General features: G+C 64.8%; 24 protein-coding genes. 12 read left to right on the top strand and 12 right to left on the bottom strand.

Features of this window, described 5'->3' with window-relative positions; all coding sequences use genetic code 11:
* The first annotated feature begins 38 nt into the window (after positions 1–38).
* Entirely contained in the window at positions 39–1,232 is a 1,194-nt protein-coding gene (locus RVY76_RS08925; RefSeq protein ID WP_317373531.1) for an RSP_2647 family RNA methyltransferase, read from the top strand.
* 100 nt (positions 1,233–1,332) lie between these two features.
* Positions 1,333–1,881: an RSP_2648 family PIN domain-containing protein gene (locus RVY76_RS08920; RefSeq protein ID WP_317373530.1), complete on the top strand. Its 549-nt coding sequence runs from the start codon at positions 1,333–1,335 to the stop codon at positions 1,879–1,881.
* A 4-nt stretch (positions 1,882–1,885) separates the two neighbouring features.
* On the opposite strand, the gene RVY76_RS08915 is transcribed toward RVY76_RS08920, so the two are convergent.
* The 6 genes from RVY76_RS08915 to RVY76_RS08890 form a co-directional block, all read right to left on the bottom strand.
* Positions 1,886–2,569, bottom strand: a complete 684-nt coding sequence (locus RVY76_RS08915; RefSeq protein WP_317373529.1) for a M48 family metallopeptidase — start codon at positions 2,567–2,569, stop codon at positions 1,886–1,888.
* 182 nt (positions 2,570–2,751) lie between these two features.
* Positions 2,752–3,180 carry an OsmC family protein gene (locus RVY76_RS08910; protein ID WP_317373528.1) on the bottom strand — a complete coding sequence of 143 codons (429 nt, stop codon included), beginning with the start codon at positions 3,178–3,180 and terminating at the stop codon, positions 2,752–2,754.
* 96 nt (positions 3,181–3,276) lie between these two features.
* Positions 3,277–4,461 (bottom strand): vWA domain-containing protein, encoded by a 1,185-nt coding sequence (locus tag RVY76_RS08905; protein WP_317373527.1) that lies wholly within the window; start codon positions 4,459–4,461, stop codon positions 3,277–3,279.
* A gap of 18 nt (positions 4,462–4,479) precedes the next feature.
* Positions 4,480–4,647, bottom strand: coding sequence for a hypothetical protein (locus RVY76_RS08900; protein WP_317373526.1), 168 nt, complete (start codon positions 4,645–4,647; stop codon positions 4,480–4,482).
* Complete coding sequence (locus tag RVY76_RS08895; RefSeq protein ID WP_410796027.1) at positions 4,644–6,014, bottom strand: DUF2927 domain-containing protein; 1,371 nt, start codon at positions 6,012–6,014, stop codon at positions 4,644–4,646. The genes RVY76_RS08900 and RVY76_RS08895 overlap by 4 nt, the downstream gene beginning before the upstream one ends.
* Positions 6,015–6,142: 128 nt before the next feature.
* Entirely contained in the window at positions 6,143–6,982 is an 840-nt protein-coding gene (locus RVY76_RS08890; protein ID WP_317373523.1) for a MoxR family ATPase, read from the bottom strand.
* A 166-nt stretch (positions 6,983–7,148) separates the two neighbouring features.
* On the opposite strand from RVY76_RS08890, the gene dksA reads away from it, so the two are divergent.
* Together dksA and RVY76_RS08880 are read left to right on the top strand one after the other, a co-directional pair.
* Positions 7,149–7,571, top strand: a complete 423-nt coding sequence (gene dksA / locus RVY76_RS08885; RefSeq protein WP_317373521.1) for an RNA polymerase-binding protein DksA — start codon at positions 7,149–7,151, stop codon at positions 7,569–7,571.
* Positions 7,572–7,644: 73 nt separating this feature from the next.
* A complete protein-coding gene (locus RVY76_RS08880; protein WP_317373520.1) occupies positions 7,645–8,784 on the top strand; it encodes an FAD-dependent monooxygenase in 1,140 nt (379 codons plus the stop codon).
* Position 8,785: 1 nt separating this feature from the next.
* Here the strand turns inward: RVY76_RS08880 and tpiA are convergent, their stop codons facing one another.
* A complete protein-coding gene (gene tpiA, locus RVY76_RS08875; protein ID WP_317373519.1) occupies positions 8,786–9,535 on the bottom strand; it encodes a triose-phosphate isomerase in 750 nt (249 codons plus the stop codon).
* Between the two features lie 66 nt (positions 9,536–9,601).
* Entirely contained in the window at positions 9,602–10,336 is a 735-nt protein-coding gene (locus RVY76_RS08870) for a DsbA family protein (RefSeq protein ID WP_317373518.1), read from the bottom strand.
* A 141-nt stretch (positions 10,337–10,477) separates the two neighbouring features.
* On the opposite strand from RVY76_RS08870, the gene RVY76_RS08865 reads away from it, so the two are divergent.
* From RVY76_RS08865 to arsC, 7 genes are all read left to right on the top strand, one after another.
* A complete protein-coding gene (locus tag RVY76_RS08865; RefSeq protein WP_317373517.1) occupies positions 10,478–11,623 on the top strand; it encodes a pyridoxal phosphate-dependent aminotransferase in 1,146 nt (381 codons plus the stop codon).
* Between the two features lie 96 nt (positions 11,624–11,719).
* Positions 11,720–12,874, top strand: a complete 1,155-nt coding sequence (locus RVY76_RS08860) for an N-acetylmuramoyl-L-alanine amidase (protein ID WP_317373516.1) — start codon at positions 11,720–11,722, stop codon at positions 12,872–12,874.
* 125 nt (positions 12,875–12,999) lie between these two features.
* Positions 13,000–15,489, top strand: a complete 2,490-nt coding sequence (locus RVY76_RS08855) for a penicillin-binding protein 1A (RefSeq protein WP_317373515.1) — start codon at positions 13,000–13,002, stop codon at positions 15,487–15,489.
* Between the two features lie 65 nt (positions 15,490–15,554).
* A complete protein-coding gene (prfB, locus tag RVY76_RS08850) occupies positions 15,555–16,682 on the top strand; it encodes a peptide chain release factor 2 (protein WP_317373514.1) in 1,128 nt (375 codons plus the stop codon).
* Between the two features lie 104 nt (positions 16,683–16,786).
* The gene (locus RVY76_RS08845) at positions 16,787–17,119 is read left to right on the top strand and encodes a metalloregulator ArsR/SmtB family transcription factor (protein WP_317373513.1); all 333 of its coding nucleotides are present in this window, start codon (positions 16,787–16,789) and stop codon (positions 17,117–17,119) included.
* 23 nt (positions 17,120–17,142) lie between these two features.
* A complete protein-coding gene (gene arsB, locus RVY76_RS08840) occupies positions 17,143–18,192 on the top strand; it encodes an ACR3 family arsenite efflux transporter (RefSeq protein WP_317373512.1) in 1,050 nt (349 codons plus the stop codon).
* Positions 18,189–18,587, top strand: a complete 399-nt coding sequence (gene arsC, locus RVY76_RS08835; RefSeq protein ID WP_317373511.1) for an arsenate reductase (glutaredoxin) — start codon at positions 18,189–18,191, stop codon at positions 18,585–18,587. The genes arsB and arsC overlap by 4 nt, the downstream gene beginning before the upstream one ends.
* 6 nt (positions 18,588–18,593) lie before the next feature.
* Here arsC and chrA read toward each other — a convergent pair whose 3' ends face one another.
* From chrA to RVY76_RS08815, 4 genes are all read right to left on the bottom strand, one after another.
* Positions 18,594–19,784 (bottom strand): chromate efflux transporter, encoded by a 1,191-nt coding sequence (chrA, locus tag RVY76_RS08830; RefSeq protein WP_317373510.1) that lies wholly within the window; start codon positions 19,782–19,784, stop codon positions 18,594–18,596.
* A gap of 228 nt (positions 19,785–20,012) precedes the next feature.
* On the bottom strand, positions 20,013–20,591 hold the full coding sequence (locus RVY76_RS08825) for a polymer-forming cytoskeletal protein (protein ID WP_317373509.1): 579 nt from the start codon (positions 20,589–20,591) through the stop codon (positions 20,013–20,015).
* Entirely contained in the window at positions 20,581–21,900 is a 1,320-nt protein-coding gene (locus RVY76_RS08820; RefSeq protein ID WP_317373508.1) for a DUF5930 domain-containing protein, read from the bottom strand. The genes RVY76_RS08825 and RVY76_RS08820 overlap by 11 nt, the downstream gene beginning before the upstream one ends.
* Positions 21,901–22,128: 228 nt before the next feature.
* Positions 22,129–22,608 carry a peroxiredoxin gene (locus RVY76_RS08815; protein ID WP_317373507.1) on the bottom strand — a complete coding sequence of 160 codons (480 nt, stop codon included), beginning with the start codon at positions 22,606–22,608 and terminating at the stop codon, positions 22,129–22,131.
* A 185-nt stretch (positions 22,609–22,793) separates the two neighbouring features.
* Between RVY76_RS08815 and RVY76_RS08810 the strand changes: the two genes are divergently transcribed.
* Positions 22,794–26,078, top strand: coding sequence for a DUF3971 domain-containing protein (locus RVY76_RS08810; protein WP_317373506.1), 3,285 nt, complete (start codon positions 22,794–22,796; stop codon positions 26,076–26,078).
* The last annotated feature ends 1 nt before the right edge of the window (position 26,079 follow it).

The following is a 26,079-nucleotide window of genomic DNA, read 5'->3' as shown; positions in this document are numbered from 1 at the left end:
GCTTTTCATGGGAGCGCGGCTGGCGTAAGGCGCTCATCATGATGAACGCATCCCTCCCGATCGTCCGGTTGAAGCCGAAGGCCAATGCCCGCGCGATCCGCCACGGTTTTCCGTGGATCTTCTCCGAAGAACTCGTGACCGATCGGCGGACGAAAGCCCTTTCCGCCGGTAGCATCGCGCAACTCGAGGATGCGGAACGCAACCCCTTGGGTGTCGTGGCGCTCACGCCGTCTTCCAAGATCATCGCTCGGATGCTCGATCGCGACATAGACGCGCGGATCGACGTCGACTGGTTCGCGGATCGTATCGGCCAGGCGCTGGCGCATCGCGAACGGCTCTATCCGTTGCCCTTCTACCGCCTGATCCATGCCGAAGCCGACGGGTTGCCGGGCGTCGTGATCGACCGCTTCGGAGATGCGGCGGTCGTTCAGCCGAACGCGGCCTGGGCTGAGAGGCTGCTCGAACCGCTCATCGAGGCGCTGGTCCGCGTGACGGGAGTGACGACGATCGTCAAAAGCGCCAGCGGTCGGACCCGTCAGCTCGAAGGTCTGGACGATGAGAGCGGCGTGATTCGCGGAACGCTCACCGGGCCGATCCCGGTCGTCATGAACGGTGCGACCTACATGGCCGATCTCGAGGGCGGCCAGAAGACGGGGCTGTTCTACGATCAACGGGAAAACCATGCCTTCGCCGCGCGACTGGCACGGGGCGGTCGCGTGCTGGACGTCTTTTCGCATGTGGGCGGCTTCGGGCTGGCCGCGCTCGCGAACGGTGCGGCGAGTGCTTTGGCCGTCGACGGATCGGAGCCTGCGCTGGCCCTTGCGCGGGCGGGTGCCGAGGCCGGGAATGTGGCGGAGCGGTTCGAGACGAGGCGCGGCGACGCCTTCGCGGTGCTGGAAGAACTCGGTCGGGAGGAGGCGCGTTTCGACATGGTCGTCTGCGATCCGCCCGCCTTCGCACCGTCGAAATCCGCGCGCGAGGCAGGCCTGCGCGCCTACGAGCGTGTGGCCCGGCTCGCGGCGCCGCTGGTCGCCCCCGGCGGGTATCTGGTGCTGTGCTCGTGTTCGCATGCCGCCGACCTCGCATCCTTTCGCAACGCAAGCGCACGCGGCATCGGGAGGGGCGGTCGGCGTGGGCAACTCGTCCATACGGGGTTCGCGGGCCCGGACCATCCGCAGCTGCCGCAACTCGCGGAGAGCGGATACCTCAAATCCCTCTACTTCCGCCTCTGACGATCGGAGTCGCCATGCGTATTTTCGAAAGCAAAGAGTTTCCGGATGCGCCCGGACCTCTTTGCTTTCTTCAAATACGCATGTGGGATCGATACAGCCCGTGACCACGCGGGTCTGCCTCGATGCCTGCGTGCTTTATCCGACGGTGCTGCGCGAGATCCTGGTGGGATGCGCCTCGAAGGGTCTCTTCAAACCTGTCTGGTCGGCGCGGATCCTGGAGGAATGGGCGCGGGCAACGCCGAAGCTCGGGGCCGGGGCCGAAACGGTCGCACGACGCGAGATTGAGATCCTCAGGTCCGAGTGGCCAGAGGCGGAGATCCCGCCACGTGAGGCCGATCTGAAGCGATTGTCGCTGCCCGACCCGAACGACGTTCATGTCCTGGCCAGCGCGATTGCTGGCCATGCCGATGCGATCTGCACCTTCAACGCACGTGACTTCCCTCGGGCGACGCTTGCCGAGGAAGGGCTCGTACGGCTCGATCCCGATCAATTCCTGCAGATGTGCTGGGGCAGGGATCCCGATGCCGTTCGCGAGGTCGTGACCGCCATACACCGAACGGCGGAGCGGCTATCGGGAGAGGTCTGGCCGATCCGCGATCTGCTGAAGCGGGCGCGGTTGCCCAAGCTTGGAAAGGCGATGACGCGCTAGGCGGTCATCCGTCGAGCCATTTCGCTTCGTTCGCCTCGATTGCGGCGACGCGTTCCTCGGTCTTGGGATGGCTCATGAGCCAGGCGGGCGTGCGTCCCGATCCGCCGGACAATGCATCGAGCTTTGCAAAGAGCGATTTCTGTGCCGAGGTTCCGATCCCCGACTTGATGAGAAGTGCGGACGCATAGGCATCGGCCTCGTACTCATCGCTTCGCGAAAGCCCTGCCGCCAGAAGCGAGGCGAGCGCATTCGCAATGAGAATACCGATCCCCGGCAGGATCCGTCCGAGGACGAGCGCGAGTGCCGTCCGGATCGCGTTCTGGCCGGAAAAGTCGATCATTCGCCGCCGCGAGTGACCGAGCGCGACATGCCCGAGCTCATGCGCGATGACAGAGGCGAGTTCTTCGGCGCTCACATGTCCCTGGCGGTATTTTTCATAGAAACCGCGCGTGATGAAGATCCGGCCATCCGGTGCGGCGAGCCCGTTCACGGGATCGATCTCGTAGACGTGGACACGGATCCGGTCGAGATCGAGAGCACTCGCCATCCTGTCGCAGAGTGCCTTGAGCCTTCCATCTGCAAGCTCGGTCGATTTCGCGTCGAGCTCCTTGGATGTGCGCCAGACCGAAAAGCGGTACATGGCCAAAGCGTAGAGGATCGCGAGCAGGACCGGCGTGAACTTCAGCATCCCGAGAAGATGGGCTACCCATGGCGCGCGATCAACAGCTGCAGCGTCGAAGTCGCGGAAAGGTTCGTGAAGACTGTCGGACCATGTAACTGCCTGACCCTCTGCGGGCAGAAACGAACACGGCCCGCATCGTTGATGCAGGCCGTGTTTCCAAACTTACCCGAAATGTTCTGCGAAGAGGATCAGACGAGTTTCGCGTCCATCGTGATCTCGGCACCGGTTACGAGCTTCGAGATCGGGCAACCTTCCTTGGCGGCCTGTGCCGCTTCCTGGAACTTGGCGTCGTCGGCACCCGGGATCGAGGCCGTCACGTCGAGATGAATCTTCGTGACGGCAAAACCGCCATCGACCTCGTCAAGCGACACGGTCGCCTTGGTGTCGATGCTGTCGGGCGTCAGATCGCTCTGGCCGAGGATCATGCTGAGAGCCATCGAGTAGCAAGCGGCATGGGCTGCACCAATGAGCTCCTCTGGATTGGTGTTCGTGCCGCCTTCGAAGCGGGACTTGAACCCGTAATTCTGCTTGTCGAGCACGCCCGTCTGGGTCGAAACCGTACCGTTGCCTTCCTTGAGAGAGCCTTTCCAGTTCGCGCTGCCATGCTTCTTGATCATGTCGATCTCCTACTATTCGTCGTTCGCAGGCAAAACGCAGTTCTGGACCATACGTTCCGATCAGTGATCGAAGAGCCTCGGCAGGATCGGACCGATTCAGCCGAGCGCCTTCATCCCGCGTGTCAGCCCGTCGAGCGTCATGGGGACCATTCGATCCTGGGCCAGGATCTCCGCGATCATGCGCGTCGATCGGGTTTGCGACCAGTAAACCTCGGGCGCTGGATTGATCCACAGATGTGCGGGCCAGTGATCGGCCGCCCGTGCAAGCCACGTGGCACCGGCTTCGGCATTCCAGTGTTCGTTCGCGCCGCCCGGGACCGCGACCTCATAGGGGCTCATCGCCGCGTCGCCGACAAAGATGCATCGCCATTCCGGACCGTAACGGTGGATGACATCCCAGGTCGGGACCTGTTCGTTTCGGCGGCGGCGATTGTCGCGCCAGACCCCTTCGTAAAGACAGTTGTGAAAGTAGAATTGTTCGAGATGGCGGAATTCGGATCTGGCGGCCGAGAAGAGGTCCGACACCACATCGACATGCTCGTCCATCGACCCGCCGACGTCGAGAAAGAGCAGGACACGGATTGCGTTGCGCCGTTCGGGTCGGGTCTGCACATCCAGATAGCCGTTCCTTGCCGTGGACCGGATCGTCGCGGGCAGATCGAGCTCTTCCTCGGTGCCTTCGCGGGCCCAGCGGCGAAGTCGTTTGAGCGCGACCTTGATGTTGCGTGTCCCGAGTTCCCGGTCATCGTCGAGATTGCGGAATTCGCGCCGGTCCCAGACCTTGACCGCGCGACGCTGGCGCGAGCTTTCCTGCCCGATCCGAACGCCTTCGGGATTGTAGCCCTGGGCCCCGAACGGCGATGTCCCGGCGGTGCCGATCCATTTGCTGCCGCCTTCGTGCCGGTCTTGCTGCTGCTCCAGGCGTTCGCGCAGGGCCTTCATCAGCGCGTCGAAGCCGCCCAGCGCCTCGATCTCGGCGCGTTCCTCGGGGGTAAGATGCTTCTCCGCCATCGTCCTCAGCCAATCCTCGGGCAGGTCGAGTGCGTCGAGGACGGCTTCGGGCGGAATTGCCTCGATTCCCCGGAACGCGGCCGCAAAGGCCTGGTCGAAACGGTCGAGATGCGTCTCGCGCTTGACCAAGGTGGCGCGTGCGAGGTGATAGAACCCGTCCACGTCGTAGATGACGAGACCGGTCTTCAGGACCGCGAGAAAGTCGAGGAACTCTCCCAGCCCGACGGGCACCTTGCGCGCACGCAACTCGGTGAAGAAGGGCAGGAACATCTCAGTCCGCGCCGCGCGTCATCCCAGAAGCCGCTCGACCACGATGGTGAGGAGCAGGCCGCCGAGCGCGCCGGCGATCCCTGCGGCAGCCGCGTATTGCAGCATGTCGAGCCTGTTGCCTTGCCCCTTCCGCGCGGCGGCGATTCCCCAGGCGATGCCCGCCAGGATGCAGATCAGGATGATCACGATGCCGTCTCCTCTTCGCGTTCGGGCGTTATCGCCGCGATTTCGGCCATTCGCCGCCTTACCTCCTCATCGCTTCCGAAACCATAGCGCGCCCAGCCGAGCGCCTCGCGACGCAGGCTCTGCGCCTCGCCCGCACGTCCCATGAGTTGCAATGCCTCGACCTTGATGAAGAGCAGCGTCGACAGCAAAGCGGCGTTCTCGGCGGCGATGACCGCATCGGTGTTTGCATCGACGATCGCCACGGCCTGGTCGGCGGCACCTGCGCTCAGTGCGAAGGCCGCAAGCTGCATGCCGACATGGGCCTCATGGATCTGGGTGGATGGATCGGCGGAATAGATGTTGGCGGCCTGAAGGAATGCTCCGAGCGCGAGGCCCGGTGCCACGTCGAGGGTCAGCCTCCCGATCAGGAAGAGCGAGAACGCCATGCGATTGTCGTCCCATCCCTCTTCGCGGGCAATTGCGAGGGCCTCGAGTGCCGCCTCGCGCCGTGTATCCTGCGACCCGCGCGGTGCAAGGGCGGCGTGGATCGCATCGATCCAGCCGCGCGGGCTCGGGCCGCGCCCGTCGCTTGGCCGATTGCTGCCCGCGGGGTTCAGCCGCGACAGGATGGCTGGCAGGCGTTCGGTCACCTCGGCGCGGCTCATGCCGTTCTGCAGCTCGGGGGCATAGGTCATTCGCAGGATCAGCATGTCGAACCCGGTCAGAACCGTATGGAAATTGTCGTCGTTGAAGACGGAATCCTCGAGCCGGTAGAGGTCGTTGAGCGGACCGAGCGCCTGGGCGAGCTCTTCGTGCAGGCAATCGCGCAGTTCCTGCGGGGGAACGTCGGCGGGAATGAAGATCGACAATGTCTCTCGCTGGGAGAGGGTCGTCCAGTCGGTCACCTCGTTGCGACGATTGGCGCGGAATTCGTCCCAGCTTCCGACGCGGGGGACGACGAAGCAGGCGGCTTCCGGAACGCTGCGTTCGAGGTCGCGGCGCGAGATCGTCTGGATCGTGATGTTCGCGGGGCCATCGGGACGGACACGCGAGATATCGATCGCAGCCTCGTCCCGCAAGCGACCGAGCAGCCGCGAGAGATCGCGTTCCAGCGAGCCCGGGATCTCGCCCCGCACCCGCAGGCTGATCGGCCCCTCGAACCGGGTGAAAACGGGAACCGCGCGCCCCGATTCCAGCTCGAATGTCAGGTCGAGGAAATCTCGTGCGATATCGGTATTTGATCGTGTCGGCCGCGTGATCCGTGGCCCCGGGAAGGTCTTCATCGGGGGCAGGGCCGAAGGTGCTCCGCCTCGCCGGTCGGCAAGGTCGAGCGCTGGCGGACCGCAGGCCGTCAGGGCGAGCGTCGCGCCGAGGAGAAGAGATCGCAGGACCATCGCCCCTGTCTGTTTCACGAACCCGTCGCGAATGCCAAGCGGTTCGTCCTCGCAGGCGCGCTTCGGCGGGGACCCGCCGCGAAAATGTTTCGTGCGCGAAACATCCGGCCCGGACCGGCCTCTCACCCCTGCCGCCGGGCCATGAAGGCCAGACGTTCGAAGAGATGGACGTCCTGTTCGTTCTTGAGAAGCGCGCCGTGAAGCTTCGGAAGGCTCGCGCCCCCGTCCCGTCGCAGGTCGGCGGCATCCATGTCCTCGGCCAGCAAGAGCTTCAGCCAGTCGAGCACTTCCGAGGTGGAAGGCTTCTTTTTCAGGCCATGCTGATCACGCAACTCGTAGAATTGCGTGAGCGCCGCCGTCAGAAGGCCCTGCTTTATGCCGGGATGGTGCAGTTCGACGATGCGTTTCATCGTCTCCATGTCGGGGAAGCGGATGTAGTGGAAGAAACAGCGCCTGAGGAAGGCGTCGGGCAGTTCCTTCTCGTTGTTGGACGTGATGATGACGATCGGCCTCTGGCGGGCTCGGATCGTTTCGCCTGTCTCGTAGACGTGGAACTCCATCCGGTCGAGTTCCTGCAGAAGGTCGTTCGGAAACTCGATGTCGGCCTTGTCGATCTCGTCGATCAGCAGGACGCAGCGATCTTCGCGGTCGAAGGCCTGCCAGAGCTTGCCCCGGCGGATGTAGTTCGAGATGTCGCGCACCCGTTCGTCGCCGAGCTGGCTGTCGCGCAGACGGCTCACGGCGTCGTATTCGTAGAGCCCCTGCGCAGCGCGGGTCGTCGACTTGACGTGCCATTCGAGCATTTCGAGCCCGAGCCCGCGGGCCACCTGCCGGGCCAGCTCGGTCTTGCCGGTTCCGGGCTCGCCCTTGACCAGCAGCGGCCGTTCGAGCGTGATCGCGGCATTCACGGCAAGCGTCAGATCATCCGTCGCGACGTAGCTCTCGGTGGAGGTGAACCGCATTGCGCCCAATCCTTAATCGACCGTCGCCCGAACCTTAATCGCCGCCCGGCAGGGTCGCAACCGACGTATATGGAGCGTGACAAGTCATTGTCGTTGCGTTAATTCCCGCCCCAGTAGCAGGGGAAAGCGGATGTTCGGCCAGGCCGAAATCCAATGGGAGCTCGCGATGAAAGTTGATACCATTCTTGCGGACGAGTATCGGCCGGCCGAGGACGAACCGTTCATGAACGACCGTCAGCTCGACTATTTCCGGCGCAAGCTGATGACATGGCGCAACGACCTTCTCGACGAGGGTCGCAGCACCATTACCGGCCTTCAGGACGGGACGCGCAACATACCCGACGTGACGGACCGCGCATCGGAGGAGACGGATCGCGCGCTCGAACTCAGGACCCGCGACCGGCAGCGCAAGCTGGTCGCCAAGATCGACGCCGCGCTGCGCCGGATCGAGGACGGGGAATACGGCTATTGCGAGGTCACGGGCGAACCCATCTCGCTCAAGCGGCTCGACGCACGGCCGATCGCGACCCTGAGCCTCGAGGCGCAGGAGCGTCACGAGCGCCGCGAGAAGGTTCATCGCGACGAGTAAGGCCGATCCCCTTGCAGGATTTCCGGACACCGGGGCGGTCACCGCTCCGGTGTCCTGCGTTCGGGAGGCTGCGATGCGGAATTACGTGAGCATCGTCGGGGCAGGGATCGGCGGGCTTACCCATGCGATCGCTCTTGCGCATCGCGGAATCCATTCCGAGATCCTCGAACGCGCGCCGCAGATCGCCGAGGTCGGAGCGGGCGTTCAGATCAGCCCGAATGGAATGGCGGTCCTGCGTGCGCTCGGGCTCGGCGACGCGCTCGAGAAGGCATCGATCGAGAGCCGCGCGGTGCATCTGACCGACGGGCTGACGGGGCGAAGCCTGATCCGCATGCCGATGAAGAGCCGCGATTACCGTCTTGTCCATCGGGCGACCCTTATCGCCATCCTGGAAGGCGCGGCGCGCGACGCCGGCGTCACGATCCGTCCGGGAACCCGTGTCGAAAGCGCGCAAGACGGCACGGCTGCCACGTTCGTCATCGATGGCGGAACCGAGGAAACCGGCTTCGCTGTCGGTGCGGACGGGATCAACTCCGTACTTCGCCCGGCGCTGAACGGAACCGATCGGGCGGAGTTCACCGGGCAGGTCGCATGGCGTGCGACCATCGCTGCGGACGCGCCCCCCGAGGCGCAGATCTTCGTCGGGCCAGGGCGTCATCTGGTGGCCTATCCCCTGAGTGAGGGGCGGTTGAACCTCGTCGCGGTGGAGGAGCGAGCCGACTGGGCGGAGGAAGGCTGGCATGTCGAGGGCGATCCGGACGCTCTGCGCCGCGCATTCGCAGGTTTCGCGTCGCCGGTGGCGGATTGGCTTCGCATCGTCGAGACCTGTCACCTCTGGGGGCTCTACGTTCATCCGGTGGCCCGCGTTTGGCACGGGCGGTCGATGGCGCTTCTGGGCGATGCGGCGCATCCGACGCTGCCATTCCTGGGCCAGGGGGCAAATCTCGCACTCGAGGATGCGTGGTGCCTTGCAGCGGCGCTTTCGCGCGATGATCGCGACGCGGCGCTTGCCGATTACCATGCGAGTCGCGCGCCGCGCGTCGCGCGGGCGATCGCGATGGCGAACTCCAATGCGCGGAACTATCATCTTTCGGGCGCGATAAAGGCCGCGGCGCATGCGGGGCTGAAGCTCGCGAACCTCGCGCCCGGCATAATGTTGAAGCGGTTCGACTGGCTCTACGGACACGACGTGACCGCAGAGCCGTCGATGTGACCTAGCCTTCGAGGGCCGAGATGATGCCGCCGAAATCGTCCGCCTTGAGGGACGCCCCCCCGACCAGCGCACCGTCGACATTGTCGACCGCGAAGATCTCGGACGCGTTTCCGGGTTTGACCGATCCACCGTAGAGCAGGCGGACCGCATCGGCGGTGCCTGTGCCGAACCGCTCCGACAGTGTCTTGCGGATGTGGTCGTGGACCTCTGCGATCTGTTCGACCGACGGAACCTTGCCCGTGCCGATCGCCCAGACCGGCTCGTAGGCGATTACGAGGTTGTCGCCTGTCGCACCTTCGGGGACCGAACCGGCAAGTTGGCCGTCGATCACCGAAAGCGTCTCGCCAGCCTCGCGCTGATCGAGCGTCTCACCGATGCAGAGGATGACGACGAGGCCCGCTTTCCAGCCGGCCTCGGTCTTGGCACGCACGGCTTCGTCGCTTTCGCCATGATCGGCGCGGCGTTCCGAATGGCCGGTAATGACATACGTCGCACCCGCATCGCGCAGCATTTCGGCGGAGATATCGCCGGTATGGGCTCCGTTCGCCTCGGCATGGCAATCCTGTCCGCCCACGGCAATGCGCGATCCGGCATGCGCCGCCATCGGAGCGACGAGCGTCGCAGGCGGGCAGATCAGGATCTCGCAGGTCGCGTCGCCATGGCTCCCGATCAGGGCGGCGATCTCGCCCAGATGATCGGACAGGCCGTTCATCTTCCAGTTTCCGGCTGCAAGCTTGCGGTGGCGCTCCATGTCTTTCTCCTGTCGTGACCGATCCGAGCCACGACCTAGCGGGTTTGCGGTGAAGTCAAAGCCCGCTCAGCCCTCGCCGCGCTCTTCCTCGACGAGTTCGCGCATCGCGTCGAGCGGGACATAACCACGCACCATCTGGTCGCCGAAGACGAAGCTGGGCGTGCCGCTGATCCCCATCGCCTGACCGAGGGCGTGGTTCGCGGAGATCGTCGACTCGATCTCGGGTTCGCCCATGCCGTCGAGAATGGCCTGACCGTCGAGATCGAGCTCTTCGGCGAGTGCGAGAAGGCTGTCGGGCGTCATGTCCCCTTCCATGGTCATCAGGGCATCCTTGACCTGACCATACGCCTCGTCGCCCGCGACGGCACGTGTCGAGAGCGCGAAGCGCGAGGCCAGCACCGATTGCGGACCGAGGATCGGGAATTCCTTGAGGATCAGCTTGATGTTTCCGTCGCTCTCGATCAGTTCGGAGACTTCGGGATGCGCGCGGCGGCAGTATCCGCAGCGATAGTCGAAGAACTCGACAATCGTCACGTCGCCTTCGGGATTGCCGCCGATCCAGTCGTCCCCGCTCTGGAAGAGCGCGTCCGAATTTGCCGCGATCAGATCCGCGTCGGCGGCGGTCTGCACCTCGGCCTGCCGGGCCTCGAGCGCCGCGACCGCTTCCATGATGACCTCGGGGTTCTCGAGCAGATAGGCGCGCACACGCTCGCCGAATTCCGCGTCGTCCTCCTGCGCCATGACAGGCGCGGAAAGGATGAGGCAGGGGGCGAGGATTGCGGCGATCAGGGAAGTCTTCATCGCGGACGGCTCCTGTAAAATGTCGCGGTCAACTTCGCAGATCGCGGCCGATCCGCAACCCGTGATGAGGCGAATGTGAAGCGCTTGACGGGGCGCGCGCGCCGGGGCAGGCACGCGACCTAACCCGGAGAGGAGAGCCCGATGCGCATGTCCCGACGTGGTCAGGTGGACCCCTTCATCGTGATGGACGTGATGGAGCGCGCACGCGCGGCCGAGGCCGAGGGTCGCCATATCGTCCATATGGAGGTGGGCCAGCCGGGCACCCCCGCCCCGAAGGGCGCGCGCGACGCGCTTCGGGCGGCGATGGATCGCGGTCCGCTCGGCTATACCGTGGCGCTGGGCCTGCCGGAACTGAGGTCCCGGATCGCGCGGCATTACGGAGAGCGCTACGGCGTCGATCTCGACCCCGCGCGTGTCGTCGTGACGGCCGGGGCCTCGGCTGGGTTCGTGCTGGCGTTCTCGGCGCTCTTCGATGCGGGCGACCGGGTTGCGCTGGGCCTTCCCGGCTATCCGTCCTACCGTCATATCCTGAAGGCCATGAGCCTCGATCCCGTGGGGATCCAGACCAGGATGGAGAACCGTTTCCAGCCAGTCCCGGAGGAGATCCCCGAAGACGCGGCAGGCCTCATCCTCGCATCGCCGGGAAATCCCGCCGGCACGATGCTCGACAAGGAGGCGCTGGGTGCGCTGATCGAAGCCTGCGCCGGCCGGGACGTGGCACTCATCTCGGACGAGATCTATCACGGTATCGATTACGAGCGTCGTCCTGTTTCGGCACTGGAGCTTGCCGACGATGTCTATGTCGTGAATTCGTTTTCCAAGTATTTCTCGATGACCGGGTGGAGGATCGGCTGGATGGTCGTGCCCGAGGCGCATGTCCGTATGGTGGAACGGCTGGCGCAGAACATGTTCATCTGCCCCTCGCATGCGAGCCAGGTCGCCGCACTCGCTTCGTTCGACTGCCGCGAGGAGCTCGAGGCAAATCTTGCGGTCTATACCGCGAATCGCGAAGCGATGATCGAAGGCCTGGCGGAGGCGGGCTTTTCGCGCTTCGCACCGCCCGACGGGGCGTTCTACGTCTATGCGGACGTGTCGGATCTGACTGACGACGCGCTTGCCCTGTCGGCCGAGATACTGGACGAGGCCGGGGTCGCTGTGACGCCGGGGCTCGATTTCGATCCCGACCGCGGGGGGCGGATGCTGCGGTTTTCCTACGCAGGATCCACGGAGGAGATCGCGGAGGGGCTCGCCCGGCTCAAGCGCTGGCGCGAGGGTCGCCGGGCCTGATCGGCAGCTTTTCGCTTCCCCGGCAAGATTTCGCGCGTTAAGCTTGCAGGGAGAGGGGCGACAAGACCCCCGAAGGCAGTGACCGAGGCACAATCGATGGTATTCAAGACGTCTATCGGGCGCGCGGTGGGGGCGTGTCTTTTTCCGGCCCTTCTGATCCTTGGCCCTGCGGCCGTGGCCGCGAACGAGCCCGGTGCAGCGCCGCTTGCGATCGCGCAGATCGACCCGGCCGGCAGTCGGATCGAGGATTTCGGGTCCGATCTGCAGATCGAGCTCGCGCTGAGCCAAGCGGTTCCGTGGCGGGTCTTCACGCTCGACGATCCGCATCGTCTGGTCGCAGATTTCGCCGAACTCGACTTTTCGGAGGTCGATCTTGCCGCGCTTGTCGACGCGGACCTGGTCGAAGGCGTGACCTACGGGCGCTATCGGGCCGGATGGTCGAGGATGGTGCTCGTCCTTGCGCAGCCGATGCGGGTCGAGACGGCGGGCCTTTCAGCGGTGGCCCAACCCGGAGCGGCGGTCCTGAAGATGTCCCTCGCACCCACGAGCGATCGCGATTTCGAGGCGGTCTCCGGCGCGCCCGAGAGCGATCTGTTCGTCCTTCCCGGAAGCGATGCGCCTGAGTTGCCTCCAGCAAGCCGGGATGGTCGCCTGCAGGTCGTCATCGACACCGGCCGTGCCGAACCCTCTTCCGAATCGGCCCCGCGTTCGCAGGACATGTCGGCGCTTCTGGCGGGTGTCGCACGCACGCTTGCCCATGCGCTCGGCCGGGACGGCCACGAGGTGCATCTGCTCGGGCCGGGAGACGATCCCGGTCCGCGTGCCGCAAACGCCGATCTGGTCCTGTCGCTTCGCGCAGATGCCGCGCCGGACGATGCTCCCTGGCGGATTGCCCCTCCCGCCGCGCGGCTGCAGGACGCGGAAGCTGCGTCCGACGATCCGGCCCGGAACGATAGCGATCTGCTCGAGGCCGCGCCGAGGGGAGAGAGGCTCGCGGCCTGGATCGTCGACGGGCTTGCCAGACATACCGACGACCTGCACCGTCGGCCACGTCTCAGCGCGGGGTTCTCTGTGCCGGAGGCCGCGTCGCTTCCGGCCATCCACGTCTCGCTCGATTTCGCGAGCGTCGCAGAGGATCGGGCGGATCTCGCCGATCCCGCATGGCGCGCCCGCGCCGTCGCGGGCCTGCGCGAGGCGATCGCGTCCTGGGCGGAGGAAGATGCCGCGGCAGGGGCCGTCGTGCGGCAATGAACGGGGTCGGCGCGAAGGTCTCACCTTCGCGTCATTCAGCCGATCGGGGTGGTGTTGCGCTTTTGATTTCTTAGCATCCTCGCGATATAGCGGGCCACCGGGCGACATTGGGGGGCCCAAGTCACATGATCCGTTTCATCCTTTCGATCTTCGGCGGCATCTTCACGCTCGTCACCATGGGGCTTCTGGCCATGGCGCTGACCATCGGCGCGATCTTCTGGATGTACGGAAGTGATCTTCCGAATACAGATCAGCTGAGCCAGTATCAGCCACCGACGATCAGCCGGATCTATTCCTCCGAGGGTGAGATCATCGACGAGTTCGCGAAGGAACGGCGGCTCTTCGTCGAGGCGCAGGACATTCCCGATCTGGTCAAGCACGCGTTCATCTCGGCCGAGGACAAGAATTTCTATCAGCACCAGGGTTACGACCCGCTCGGCATGCTGTCGGCCGCGGCCGATATGGCGCGGGGAGGACGGCTCCGGGGGGCTTCGACGATCCCGCAGCAGGTGGTGAAGAACTTCCTGCTGAGCTCCGACAGGACGGCCGAGCGCAAGATCAAGGAGCTGATCCTCTCGGTCCGGCTCGAGAATTCGCTGAGCAAGGACGAGATCCTCGAGCTCTATCTGAACGAGATCTACCTGGGCCAGAATTCCTACGGCGTCGCGGCTGCCGCGCAGACCTATTTCAACAAGTCGCTCGACGAACTGACCGTGTCCGAGGCCGCCTATCTCGGGGCGCTGCCGCAGCGGCCTGCCTATACACATCCCGTCCGCGACCGCGAATTCGCAATCTCGCGCCGCAACTATGTGCTGCGCGAGATGTTCGAGAACGGCTATATCGACGAGGCCGCCTATCGCGAGGCGCGCGTTTCTCCCCTCCGGACGGTTCAGGGCGGCGATTTCCCGAGCTTCCGCGAGGAGATCCCGCCGCGTGACTACTTCACCGACGAGATCCGCCGCCAGCTGAGCCGTGATTACGGCGAGGGCGAGTTCTTCGCCGGCGGCCTGTCGGTGCGTGCCACCATCGACGAGGAGCTGCAGGAGGTCGCGGCGGTGAGCCTGCGCCGCGCGCTCGAACAATACGACCGTGGTCTGGGTCGCTGGCGCGGCACAGGCAAGACGATATCTGCCGATGCGCTCGGCGATTGGGAAACGGCCCTCGCGGGTGTTTCGCTTGCCCGCGACATCGACCTGGTGAACCGCTGGTACCCGGCCGTCGTGCTCGAGATCGGCGATCAGTCGATGCGCGTGGGAGTCGAAGGACACGGCGAGCAGTCGATCCCGCGTGACGACATCTCGTGGATCCGCGGAAGTTTCGCCGACAATTTCGAGCGCGGTGACGTCGTTCATGTTCGCGAGATGACGAACGATGCGGACGGATCGCTCATCCGCTGGACGCTGCGCCAGGTGCCGCAGGTCCAGGGTGCGTTCATGGCGATGGATGTCGAGACGGGTCGCGTGCTGGCGATGCAAGGCGGGTTCTCGTACCAGCATTCGGTCTTCAACCGCGCGACGCAGGCGACGCGTCAGCCCGGATCGTCGTTCAAGCCTTTCGTCTATGCCGCGGCGCTCGACAGCGGGTTCTCGCCTGCCACGATCGTCGTGGATGCGCCGATCGAGATCAACACGCCGCAGGGCATGTGGCGTCCCAAGAACTATTCCAACCAGTTCTACGGCCCAACGCCGCTCCGCACGGGGATCGAGAAGTCGCGGAACCTCATGACCGTGCGTCTGGCCCAGGAAGTGGGCATGGACGTCGTGGCGAGCTACGCCGAGCGTTTCGGCGTCTACGACAACATGACGACATTCCTTGCCAATTCGCTCGGGGCGGAGGAGACGACGCTCTACCGGATGGTTGCCGCCTACTCGATGTTTGCCAATGGCGGCGAGCGCGTGCAGCCGACCCTCGTCGACCGGGTGCAGGACCGCTACGGCGAGACCGTCTATCGCCACGACGAGCGCGATTGCGTGAACTGCCGGGTGAGTTCGCTCGACCCCGGCGTCGGTCCCCGCATCGTGTCGGACCGGGAACGCGTGATGGACGCGATCACCGCCTATCAGCTGACCTCCATGCTGAAGGGCGTGGTCGAACGCGGTACCGCGGCCGGAAAGGTCAACCTGAGCGTGCCGGTCGCAGGCAAGACGGGCACGACGAACGACGAGAAGGACGCCTGGTTCGTGGGCTTTACCTCGAACATCGCTGCGGGATGCTATATCGGCTATGACCAGCCGCGACCGATGGGACGCTCGGGTTCGGGTGGCGGTCTGTGTGCGCCGGTCTTCAACGAGTTCATGCAGGTCGCGACCGAGAAATACGGCGGCGGACCGTTCGAGGTGCCGCCGGGCGGCCATTTCATCAATATCGACCGCTTCACCGGCGCGCGTCTTTCGGACGGTGCCACGGGCGACAACGTCGTGGCGGAATATTTCCGTCTGGGCGAGGAGCCGGTCTTCGGTGTGGCCTTCGACGGAGGTTTCGCGATGGGGTCGAACCTGCCGCTGTTCGAGGAGGCATCGCGTGGGCAGCAGGTGCAGAACGCGTCGGGCAACACCGTGACGATCCCCCAGCAGAAGGCCACCTACGGCACGATGAGCTCCGGCGGGCTTTACTAGAGGCCCGCCCCGTTGCGGGCGTATCCTCCGCTTGATAGATGATGCGCCTGTAACGGAGGACCGTCATGCGCGCAGAGACCCAGAACAGTGTCGCGGCCATCGAGAAGTCGCTGGAGCTTCTGCGCCAGCGCATGGATTGGGAGACGGCGGCCTACCGGCTCGAGGAATTCGACGCGCGGGTCGAGGATCCGACGCTCTGGAACGATCCGGAGAACGCGCAGAAGTTGATGCGCGACCGTCAGGCCCTGGTCGATGCGATGTCCACCTACGAAGGGATGACGCAGGAGCTTTCCGACAATGTCGAGCTGATAGAGCTCGGCGAGATGGAGAACGATGCGGAAGTCGTGCGCGAGGCCGAGACTGCCCTTTCCAAACTGCAGGAGCGCGCGGCGGCAGCCGAAATCGAAGCGCTGCTGAGCGGCGAGGCCGATGCCAACGACACTTTCCTCGAGATCAATTCGGGGGCCGGCGGGACCGAGTCCTGCGACTGGGCCGCGATGCTTGCGCGGATGTATGTTCGCTGGGCCGAGAAGAAGGGCTACAAGGTCGAGTTACAATCCGAGAGCGCCGGCGAAGAGGCGGGAATCAAATCCGCTGCCTACAAGATCAGCGGTCACAACGCCTATGGCTGGCTGAAATCCGAATCGGGCGTTCATCGCCTCGTCAGGATCTCGCCTTATGACAGCGCGGCGCGGCGGCATACCTCGTTCAGTTCCGTCTGGGTCTATCCGGTCGTCGACGACAATATCGAGATCGAGGTCAATCCCGCCGATATCCGCATCGATACCTATCGCTCTTCCGGGGCTGGCGGTCAGCACGTCAACACGACCGACTCGGCCGTCCGGATCACGCACGAGCCTACCGGGATCGTCGTGACGTCTTCCGAAAAGTCGCAGCACCAGAACCGCGACATCGCCATGAAGGCGCTGAAATCGCGACTCTATCAGATGGAGCTCGACCGTCGGAACGCCGCCATTACCGAGGCGCACGAGGACAAGGGCAGCGCGGGTTGGGGCAACCAGATCCGCTCCTACGTCCTGCAGCCATATCAGATGGTGAAGGATCTGCGGACGAGCGTCGAGACGAGCGACACGCAAGGGGTCCTGAACGGCGATCTCGACCGCTTCATGGCGGCGACCCTGGCGCAGGACGTCTCTGGCAAGTCGCGAGCAGAGGCTTCGAACGCCGACTAGCCAGAGAGGCAATTCTGCCTGTTCTCCAAGAGCTTGCACTGCCGGTCGAATGACCGGGGCGACGGTGTCTTGACGGCGGAAAATACTTCATTATTACATGAAGTATGGATAAGAATGACGCACTTTCCGCGTTCGCCGCGCTGAGCCAGCCGACCCGACTCGACACCTTTCGACTGTTGGTGAAGGCGGGCCGCGACGGGATGATCGCGGGCGATATCGGCGAGATCCTCGACGTGCGGCAGAACACTCTCTCGAACAATCTGACGGTCCTGCGTCACGCGGGCCTCATCCGGAACGAGCGAGAGGGCCGCTCCATCCGTTATTATGCCGATTTCGACGGGCTCGCGACACTGCTCCGCTTCCTGCTCGAGGAATGCTGCGGGGGGGAGCCTGCGCTCTGCAAATCGTTGATCGACGACATCGCCTGCGCCTGCTGAGCGATTGGAAGGACCGACTGAAAATGACAGATACGACCGCATCCGCGCCGTCCCCCATGGGCAGTTTCGAGCGGTTGCTTTCGCTCTGGGTGGCGCTCGCCATTCTGGCGGGGCTTGCACTCGGGTCGCTGGCCCCCGGTCTTTTCGAGGCTGTCGCCGCGGCAGAGGTCGCGTCCATCAACCTCGTCGTCGCGGTCCTGATCTGGGCGATGGTCTATCCGATGATGGTCGGGGTCGATTTTGGTTCGGTGAGTCAGGTGGCACGCCAGCCGAAAGGGCTCGTCCTCACGCTGGTCATCAATTGGCTGATCAAGCCGTTCACCATGGCAGGGCTCGCCGTTCTTTTCTTCGAAGTGGTCTTCGCGCCGTTTATCGCGCCTGACGATGCCGCCCAGTATGTTGCGGGGCTGATCCTGCTCGGGGCCGCGCCCTGCACGGCGATGGTGTTCGTCTGGTCGCAGCTCACGCGGGGCGACGAGACCTATACCCTGGTGCAGGTCTCGGTGAACGATCTCATCATGATCGTGGCTTTCGCGCCAATCGTGGCCTTCCTCCTCGGCGTGACGGAAATCTCCGTGCCTTGGGAAACCCTCGTACTCGCCACGCTGCTCTACGTGCTGATGCCGCTTCTTGCGGGACTGGCGACGCGGGCGGTGCTCGGATCGCAAAGCCGTATCGACGCCTTCACCGCGCGGGTGAAGCCGGTCTCCGCCATCGGCCTGATCGCCACCGTTGCGATCCTCTTCGGGTTGCAGGGTAGCGTGATCCTCGACCGGCCTCTGGTCATCGCGCTCATCGCCGTGCCGATCCTCATCCAGAGCTACGGAATATTCGCTCTGGCCTATGGTGCCGCATGGGCGATGAAGGTGCCGCACCGTATAGCCGCCCCCTGCGCCATGATCGGCACGTCGAATTTCTTCGAGCTTGCGGTCGCCGTCGCGATCAGCCTTTTCGGACTCAATTCAGGCGCGGCGCTCGCGACTGTGGTGGGAGTGCTCGTCGAGGTTCCGGTGATGCTGTCGCTTGTCGCATTCGCCAACCGAACCCGCGCCAGATTTCCGGAGGTTGCATGATCACCATTTATCACAACCCCGCCTGCGGAACCTCTCGCAACACGCTCGCCATGATCCGGGCGTCGGGTGTGGAGCCGAAGGTGGTTCTCTACCTGGAAACGCCGCCGTCGCGTGAACGCCTCGTGGAGCTGATCGCCGCGATGGGGCTTGGGACGCGGGATCTGCTTCGCCGGAAGGGGACGCCTTACGATGCACTGGGGCTTGGCGATCCGGCGCTGACAGACGACGATTTGATCGATGCCATGATTGCGGATCCGATCCTGATCAACCGACCGATCGTGCAAAGCCGTAAGGGAACGCGCCTCTGCCGACCGTCGGAGCGCGTATTGGAGCTACTCGATCGTGACATCGGGCCGTTCACGAAAGAGGATGGTGAGGTGGTTCGGTCCGGGTGAACAGCGTCACCGGGCGAGTGTCTGCCCCACACCGCCGAACGCAGCGACGAGTACCACCGCCCAGGGTGGCATTCTCCATGCAACGAGCAGCACGAAGCAGAGCAACGCAAGCGCGAAATCCCGCATGTCTCCGATCGCGCTGGTGAAAACGGGGGAATAAAGCGCGGCTGCGAGAATTCCCACGACAGCGGCGTTTGTCCCCCGCATCAGAGATTGCGCGCGGGGCATCGTCCGCACGCGATCCCAGAAGGGCAGGGTTCCCGACAGGATCAGGAAGCCGGGGAGGAAAAGTGCGACGAGTGCGATTACAGCACCCACGAGCCCGTTCGGCTCAGGCCCGAGGACCGCGCCCAGATAGGCGGCGAATGTAAAGAGTGGTCCCGGCACGGCCTGTGCGGCACCGTATCCGGCGAGGAATGCATCGGGCGTCACCCATCCCGGTGCAATCGTTTCCGCTTCGAGCAACGGCAGCACGACATGCCCGCCCCCGAACACAAGCGCACCGGCCCGGTAGAAGCTGTCCACGACGGCAAGGCCCTGAGATAAGTGCGCGACGAGCGGCAAGGCGAACAGAAGAATGCCAAAAGCCGCAAGGCAGGTCACTGCGTGAGAGCGGCGGACCGGCATCGCGACTGGAAGGCCCGCCTTCTTGTTTCCACCTTGCTTGAGGACGAGGCCCCCAAAGGCCCCGAGGGCGATGGCTGCGATCATCCCGGTCGCACCGGGGATGAAGGCCAGCACGACTACCGCACCGACGGCAATTGCCGCGCGCTCCCTGTCGGGACAGAGAGTTCGTGCCATTCCGACCACAGCCTGCGCGACGATGGCGACGGCGACGATCTTCAGCCCATCGAGTGCGCCAGTGCCGACCGGACCCGAAATGCTGCCGACGCTTGTGGCGAAACCCATCAGGATCAGCGCGGAGGGCAGGGTGAAGGCCGCGAAGGCCGTAAGGGCCCCGATCCAGCCTGCCCGCATCAGCCCCAGCGCGAACCCCACTTGGCTCGATGCCGGTCCGGGAAGGAACTGGCAGAGCGCGACAAGATCCGCATAGGCGCAATCGTCGAGCCAGCCCCGGCGGGTGACGAACTCGTCCCGGAAATAGCCCAGATGCGCGATCGGCCCGCCGAACGAGGTCAGTCCGAGTTTGAGAAATGCGCGGAAGACCTCTTTCGCACCTTTCTCATATCCCGTCATTGCAGCATGCTCCGGTCGTCACCCGCCATCCGGTTTGGCATGGGACGAGGTCTAGGTTGCCGAGGTAACACTCGCGTAACGATGGACAGAATGGCTATTCGAAGATCAGCTCCGAGCGCTGAGGGGCCGTCGGTATCATTACAACCTTCTCTCCGACGAAAAAGGGCACGTGCGTCACCGCTACGTGCCCTTTAGAAATTCAGGTCGCTCCGACCGATGGGGCTGCGATCAGCCTTCCGAGGCTGCGGGGCTGGCCGAATGCGAAGCCGCGGAGGAGGCAGCGCTCGACCCCGTGGACTGGCTCGACGCACCGGACGTCGCCTGTCGTGCAGCGCCGCCATTGCCGCTGTTGGTGTTTAGCGGATCGTCGCGACGTGCGACGGAGCCTTCGAAATGTGCCCCGCTTTCGATTGCGATGGTCTTGTGGATGATGTCGCCTTCGACACGCGCGGTCGAGGTCAGCCGTACCTTCAGGCCGCGCACGCGACCGACGACGCGGCCGTTGACCACGACGTCGTCAGCCATGACTTCGCCCTTGACGGTGGCACCTTCGCCCACGGTCAGCAGATGCGCCCGGATATCGCCTTCGATATTGCCTTCGATCTGGATGTCGCCGGTCGTCTTGAGGTTGCCTTTGACCGTCAGGTCCGAGGAAAGGATCGATGCCGGGGGTTTGGCCTTTGAGGCCGAGGATGGCGCGTCGGTGTTCGTCTTCGGTGCGTTCATGGAACTCTCGCTGGTGGATCTGGACACGGCCTCGCCGCCCTGTTTCGGGCCGGGCTCGTTGATCTTGCTCTTAGAAAACATCTTGCGCTGCCTTGATGTAGGTCATCGGATTGACGGGGTTGCCGCCCACGCGCACCTCGTAGTGCAGGTGCGTGCCGGTCGAGCGTCCGGTATTGCCCATATCACCGATCCGCTCACCGCGCGATACCCTTTGCCCCACTTTGACCCGTGCCTGGGACATGTGGGCATAGCGTGTCTCGATGCCGAATTCATGCTGGATCTTCACGAGAATCCCGTAGCCGGACATCCGACCCGCATGGGTCACGACGCCGTCGGCCGTCGAATAGATCGGCGTCCCATGCGAGGCCGCGAAATCGGTGCCGTTATGCATCCGTCCCCAGCGCGGGCCGAAGCCGCTGGTGAAGCGGAAGGAACCCTTGATGGGCAGCGCGAAGGGCGTCTTCTGCGCGGCGATCCGGTAGAGATTCATCCGGTCGAGTTTCTCGAGAATCCCGTTCGCGCGCAGACCTTCGGCATCCGGCATGGATCCCTTGGTCGAGAAGGAAATCGGCGTCAGCGGGCCGCCTTGACCGGAATAGCCGCGACGCACCTGGTTCAGAAGGTTGTCGGGATCAAGGCCGGCGCTCTTGAACATGTCGTCGAGCGGCGAGACCGAGACCGTCAGCGCCTCTTCGAGTTGAGTGAAGATGCGGTCGTTGCGATCCTGCTTGAGGCGCGCCTCGAAGATCATCTCCTCGGCGAAATCCTCGGCTTCCTCGGCTTCGAGGGCCATGGCGTCGCGTTGTCCGGAGGCAGCGCTGAGCGCGGCCGTGAGAAGGTCGAGCGTCTGCTCCATGTCGCCGAGCCGGGCGAGGTCGTAGCCCTCGTCGCCGGATCCGTCGAGCTGCGCGTTCAGCGTCTCGACCTTGTCGCGTGCCGCGTCGCGTTCGGCCACGGCGTCGCGCAGCTTGCCGTAGGTTGCCTCCATCCCGCGATCGAGCTCGGCGGCGCGGGTTTCGGAGGCGAGAAGCTCGCTCTGCATCGTGCTGACCTGGCGCAGCGCGGCGTTGAAGCGCTCATGGGCGTCGGCGGCCTCGCGCAGGGCGGTGTCGCGTTCGATCGACATGGCGTTGAGACGCGCTTCGTAGACCATCTGCTCTCGGGCGGCCTGATCGCGTTCGTGACCGGATCCGATCGAATCCATCAGAAGGACGGCGGAGGCGATGATGGTCCAGCCGCAGACCGCGGCTATTCCGGTCAGCGCGAAGCACTGGGTGGAGGGGCTGAGCCGGACGTATCTGGTGTCCGTGTTCGACCGCAGGAAGAGTCGCTTTTCGGGAAAGGCGCGTGCGAGCGCACGGCCGATCGGGTTTGGCGTTGAAGCAGTCAAAACATGTCCCTTTGCTGTCATTCTGGCAGCGCCCGCTCCCCAACGGACCGTCTAGGCTTGAGGGTGCCTAGCAACCTGAATGTCACACCGCAAGATTTTTGCCCCGAGGTCGGCACAGGTTCCATTTGCAGTTGGGGAATCGGCGTGATCCCGCCGAAGACGGCGGAATCGATAGGCGACATTCGTACGGGAGGACAAAGGAATCGGATGCGCCCAGTGCGAAAGCCGTTAAGACTTCGCGCCCGCCCTGGGCGAGTTGGTGGCGGCATCGAGGACCTCCTCGACATGTCCGGGGACTTTCACCTTGCGCCATTCGCGCAGAATCGTGCCCGAGGCATCGATCAGGAATGTCGAGCGTTCGATTCCCATATGAGTCTTGCCGTACATCTTCTTTTCGACCCAGACGCCGTACCGTTCGCAGACGTCGCCGTGCTCGTCGCTCAGGAGTGCCACGCCGATCCCGTGCTTGTCCCGGAACTTGTCGTGCTTCGCCACGCTGTCCTTGCTGACACCGAGGATCGTCACTCCCTGCCGGTCGAATGCCTCTTTCGCCTGGGAGAAGTCGAGCGCTTCGGTCGTGCAGCCAGAGGTGTCGTCGCGCGGATAGAAGTAGAGCACGACCGGACCTTCGAAGGTGGAAAGCGTCACTTCGCCACCGCCGTCGCGGGGCAGGGTGAAATCTGGGGCCTGCTGGTCGACCATAGTCATGTCGCATCTCCTTGCGTTTTCGGACCTGTCGTTCTCGATAGGCGGGCGAGGAAGAAGCGGCAACATCCCGATCCGATGCGGATACGCGGCGGGACTCGACCTTTCGTGATCCAGCGGGCCGTACGCACTCTGGGCAGCGCCGGTCGTCGCGGCGATAAGGGGATCATGAAAGCAGGCGGATCGTCATGAGGGCTTCGGCGCGGCGCAGACGCGGATGGCTAGGCCATGCCCATGCCGGGGCCTGGACGCTGGTTCTGGGTTTCGTTGCGGCGGTACTGGCCGGAGTGGCGATCTTCGGTTCGGGGGAGGAGCGGATCGTCCTGCCGGCCGATCTCGGCCGCCGGATCGAAACGAGGCTCGATGAGGCGACGCCGAATGTCGACATCGACCTTGGGCAGATCTCTGTCGGGCTTGCCGAAGGGTTCGTTCCGCTGCTTCGGATCGAGAGGTTGCGGTTCAGACTTCCGGGCGGGCAGACCGTCGCGCAGCTGGCCGAGACCGAGCTCGCCCTTGATCCGCTTGCAGCGATCCGTGGCCGGCTCGCACCGCGCTCGCTCGATATTGCGGGTGCGACGATCACGCTCCGTCGCGATGCCGAGGGGGTGTTCGAGCTTGCCTTCGGCGGCGGCGGGCGTCGGTTCGAGGGCGGGATCGGAGGCCTTCTGGCCGCAATCGACGAGGGACTCGCAACCGCACCGCTTGACCGGATAACGCGCGTGACGCTCGAAAGGGCAAGCGTCACCGTCGAGGATGCGCGCAGCGCGCGGATCTGGCAGTTGAGCGGTGCCCGCATCCTTGCGCGGCGCAGGTCGCCCGGCCTCGGCCTGTCGGTATCGGCCGATATCTTCAACGGAACCGACGCACTTGGGCGGATCGCGGCGGATATTCGCACGGGCGGACCCGGCAGGGACACCGTGGCTCAGGTCGAGCTCGACGGGATCCGCTCGGACGATATCGCCCTTCAAAGCCCCGCGCTGGCCTTCCTCGGCGTGCTCGAGGCCCCGCTTTCGGGATCGCTGCGCGCGGAGGTGTCGGGGGACGGCGCTCTGGGCGATCTTGCCGGTACGTTCGAGATCGGGGCGGGAACGGTCGCCACGCGGGCCGGGGCCGAGCCCATCGAGTTCGATCGGGCGAAGGCCTATTTCGGGTTCGATCCCGATCGAAGCCGCCTGAATTTCGACGAGATATCCGTTAGAGGCGCGCTGGGGCAGGGCCGGGTTAGCGGCCATGCCTATCTCTCAGAAATCGGAACGGATGGTTTTCCCCGCGCGCTTCTCGGGCAGCTCACGATCGAGGAGGTCGCATTCGATGCGCCTGAGATATTCGCCGATCCCGTGCGGATCGACAGCGGCCAGCTCGACATGCGGCTGCGGGTCGATCCCCTGTCGATCGAGATCGGCGCGCTCGACCTGCCCGCGCTCGGGGGGGCGGGACGTGATCTCACGTTGTCCGGCCGCGCGGCCCCCGAGGCGGGCGGATGGACCGTCTCCGTCGATGGCGAAGCCGGTGCCGTCGGCATCGAGCGTCTGCTGGAGCTCTGGCCGCTGCCGGTCGCGCCCAATGCACGGAGATGGCTCGACGAGAACGTCCTTGCCGGAACGGCCGAGAATGCGGTCCTCGCGCTGCGCCACAGGCCCGACTTCGACAAGCCGCAGCTGAACCTCACCTTCGGCTTCCGCGATGCGAAGGTAAGGGTGATGAATGGATTGCCGCCGGTGACGAACGGAGCGGGGATCGGTTCGCTCGTCGATCATCGCCTCGCTATTCTGGTGGAAGAGGGCGAAATGGTCGCGCCCGATCGCGGTACGTTGAGGATGGCCGGCACGACCTTCACGATCCCCGACGGGCGCATCAAGCCCAACCCCGCCGAGATCGACATTCGCGCGGATGGCCCCCTCGGCGCGCTTCTGGCGATCTTGGACAGACCGCCCATGAGCCTTTTGAGCCGCGGGGGCCGCGACGCCGATCTCGCAAGCGGCAGGATCGAGGGGCGCGCGCGGATCGACCTCGTCCTGCAGCCGGGCAATCGACCCGAGGACATCGATATCGAAGCGGACGCCACGATCCACGACCTCTCGTCCGAGCGCATCGTCGAGGGGCGCAACCTGCGGGCAGACCGAATGGAGGTCGCGTTCGAGGATTACAGGCTCTCGGGCGAGGGACGTGCGACGCTTGATGGCGTGGGGTTCGACGGAAGCTGGGCTCAACAGCTCGTGGGCGACGATCGCGGACACGGATCGGTCGAGGGCGAGATCGAGGTGTCTCCGGACGCGCTCGGTGCTTTCGGCGTGTCACTGCCAGAGGGATTCCTGTCGGGGCGGGGAACGGCGCGGATGGATCTGACCCTCGCACCGGATGTGCCGCCGCGGATGGAGCTCACCTCGGATCTCGTCGGGCTTGGTCTCAGCATTCCGGCCGTCGCATGGTCGAAGGCCGTGGAACGGGCGGCGGAGTTCGATCTTGCGATGACGCTCGGGTCTCCTCCACGGATCGACACCCTCTCCCTCGACGCTCCGGGTCTCGACGCGCGTGGTCGGGTACGACTTGCCCCCGGCCCTCGATTCGAGGCGCTGGAGCTCGACCGCGTACGGCTCGGCGGTTGGCTCGACGGGGCGGTCACGCTTCGCTCGCGAGGGGAGGGAGCGTCGCCCGCGATCAGCGTGAGCGGTGGCGAGATCGACATCCGCCGTGCGGAGCTCGGTGGCGGTGGCGGAAACGGGGGCGCGCACGGTCCGATTGAGCTGAGGCTCGACCGTTTGCGGGTTACGGATACGCTGGCGCTCGACGATTTCGCGGGAGAGATCGCCGCGGGCCGGGGGCTTTCCGGACAATTCCGCGGCGGGGTGAATGGCGGGGCGCCTATCTCAGGTACGTTGTCGCAATCGGCGAACGGCCCGAAGATCCAAGTGACCTCGCGCGATGCAGGCGCGGTGTTGCGGGATGCGGGTTTCTTCGAGAACGTGACCGGCGGCGCGCTCGACCTCACGCTCAGACCGGCGGAGGGACAAGGCGTCTATGACGGCGAGGTCGCCGTCACGGGGCCGCGTCTGAGGAACGCGCCCGCTATGGCGAAGCTTCTGAGCGCGATATCGGGCGTGGGTCTTGTCGAGCAACTGCGCGGTCAGGGCATTCCCTTCGACGAGGTGACGGCCGATTTCCGCTTGAGCCCGGGGCGGATCACGCTTTACCGCTCCTCGGCGGTCGGCAACGCGCTGGGCCTGTCGATGGATGGCCTCTTCGACCCGGAAACCAAGAGGATGGACATGCAGGGCGTCGTCTCGCCAATCTATGTGCTGAACCGCGTGGGTGCCGGGCTCACCCGACCGGGAGAGGGGCTGTTCGGCGTGAACTTCACATTGCGGGGAGCCGTCTCCGATCCACAGGTCGGGGTCAATCCGCTCTCGATCCTGACGCCGGGAATGTTTCGCGATATCTTTCGCCGTCCGGCACCCACACGTGCGGAGAACTGAC

Source organism: Palleronia sp. LCG004, assembly GCF_032931615.1.
Lineage (GTDB): Bacteria > Pseudomonadota > Alphaproteobacteria > Rhodobacterales > Rhodobacteraceae > Palleronia.
This window is presented reverse-complemented; position numbering and strand designations above follow the sequence as displayed.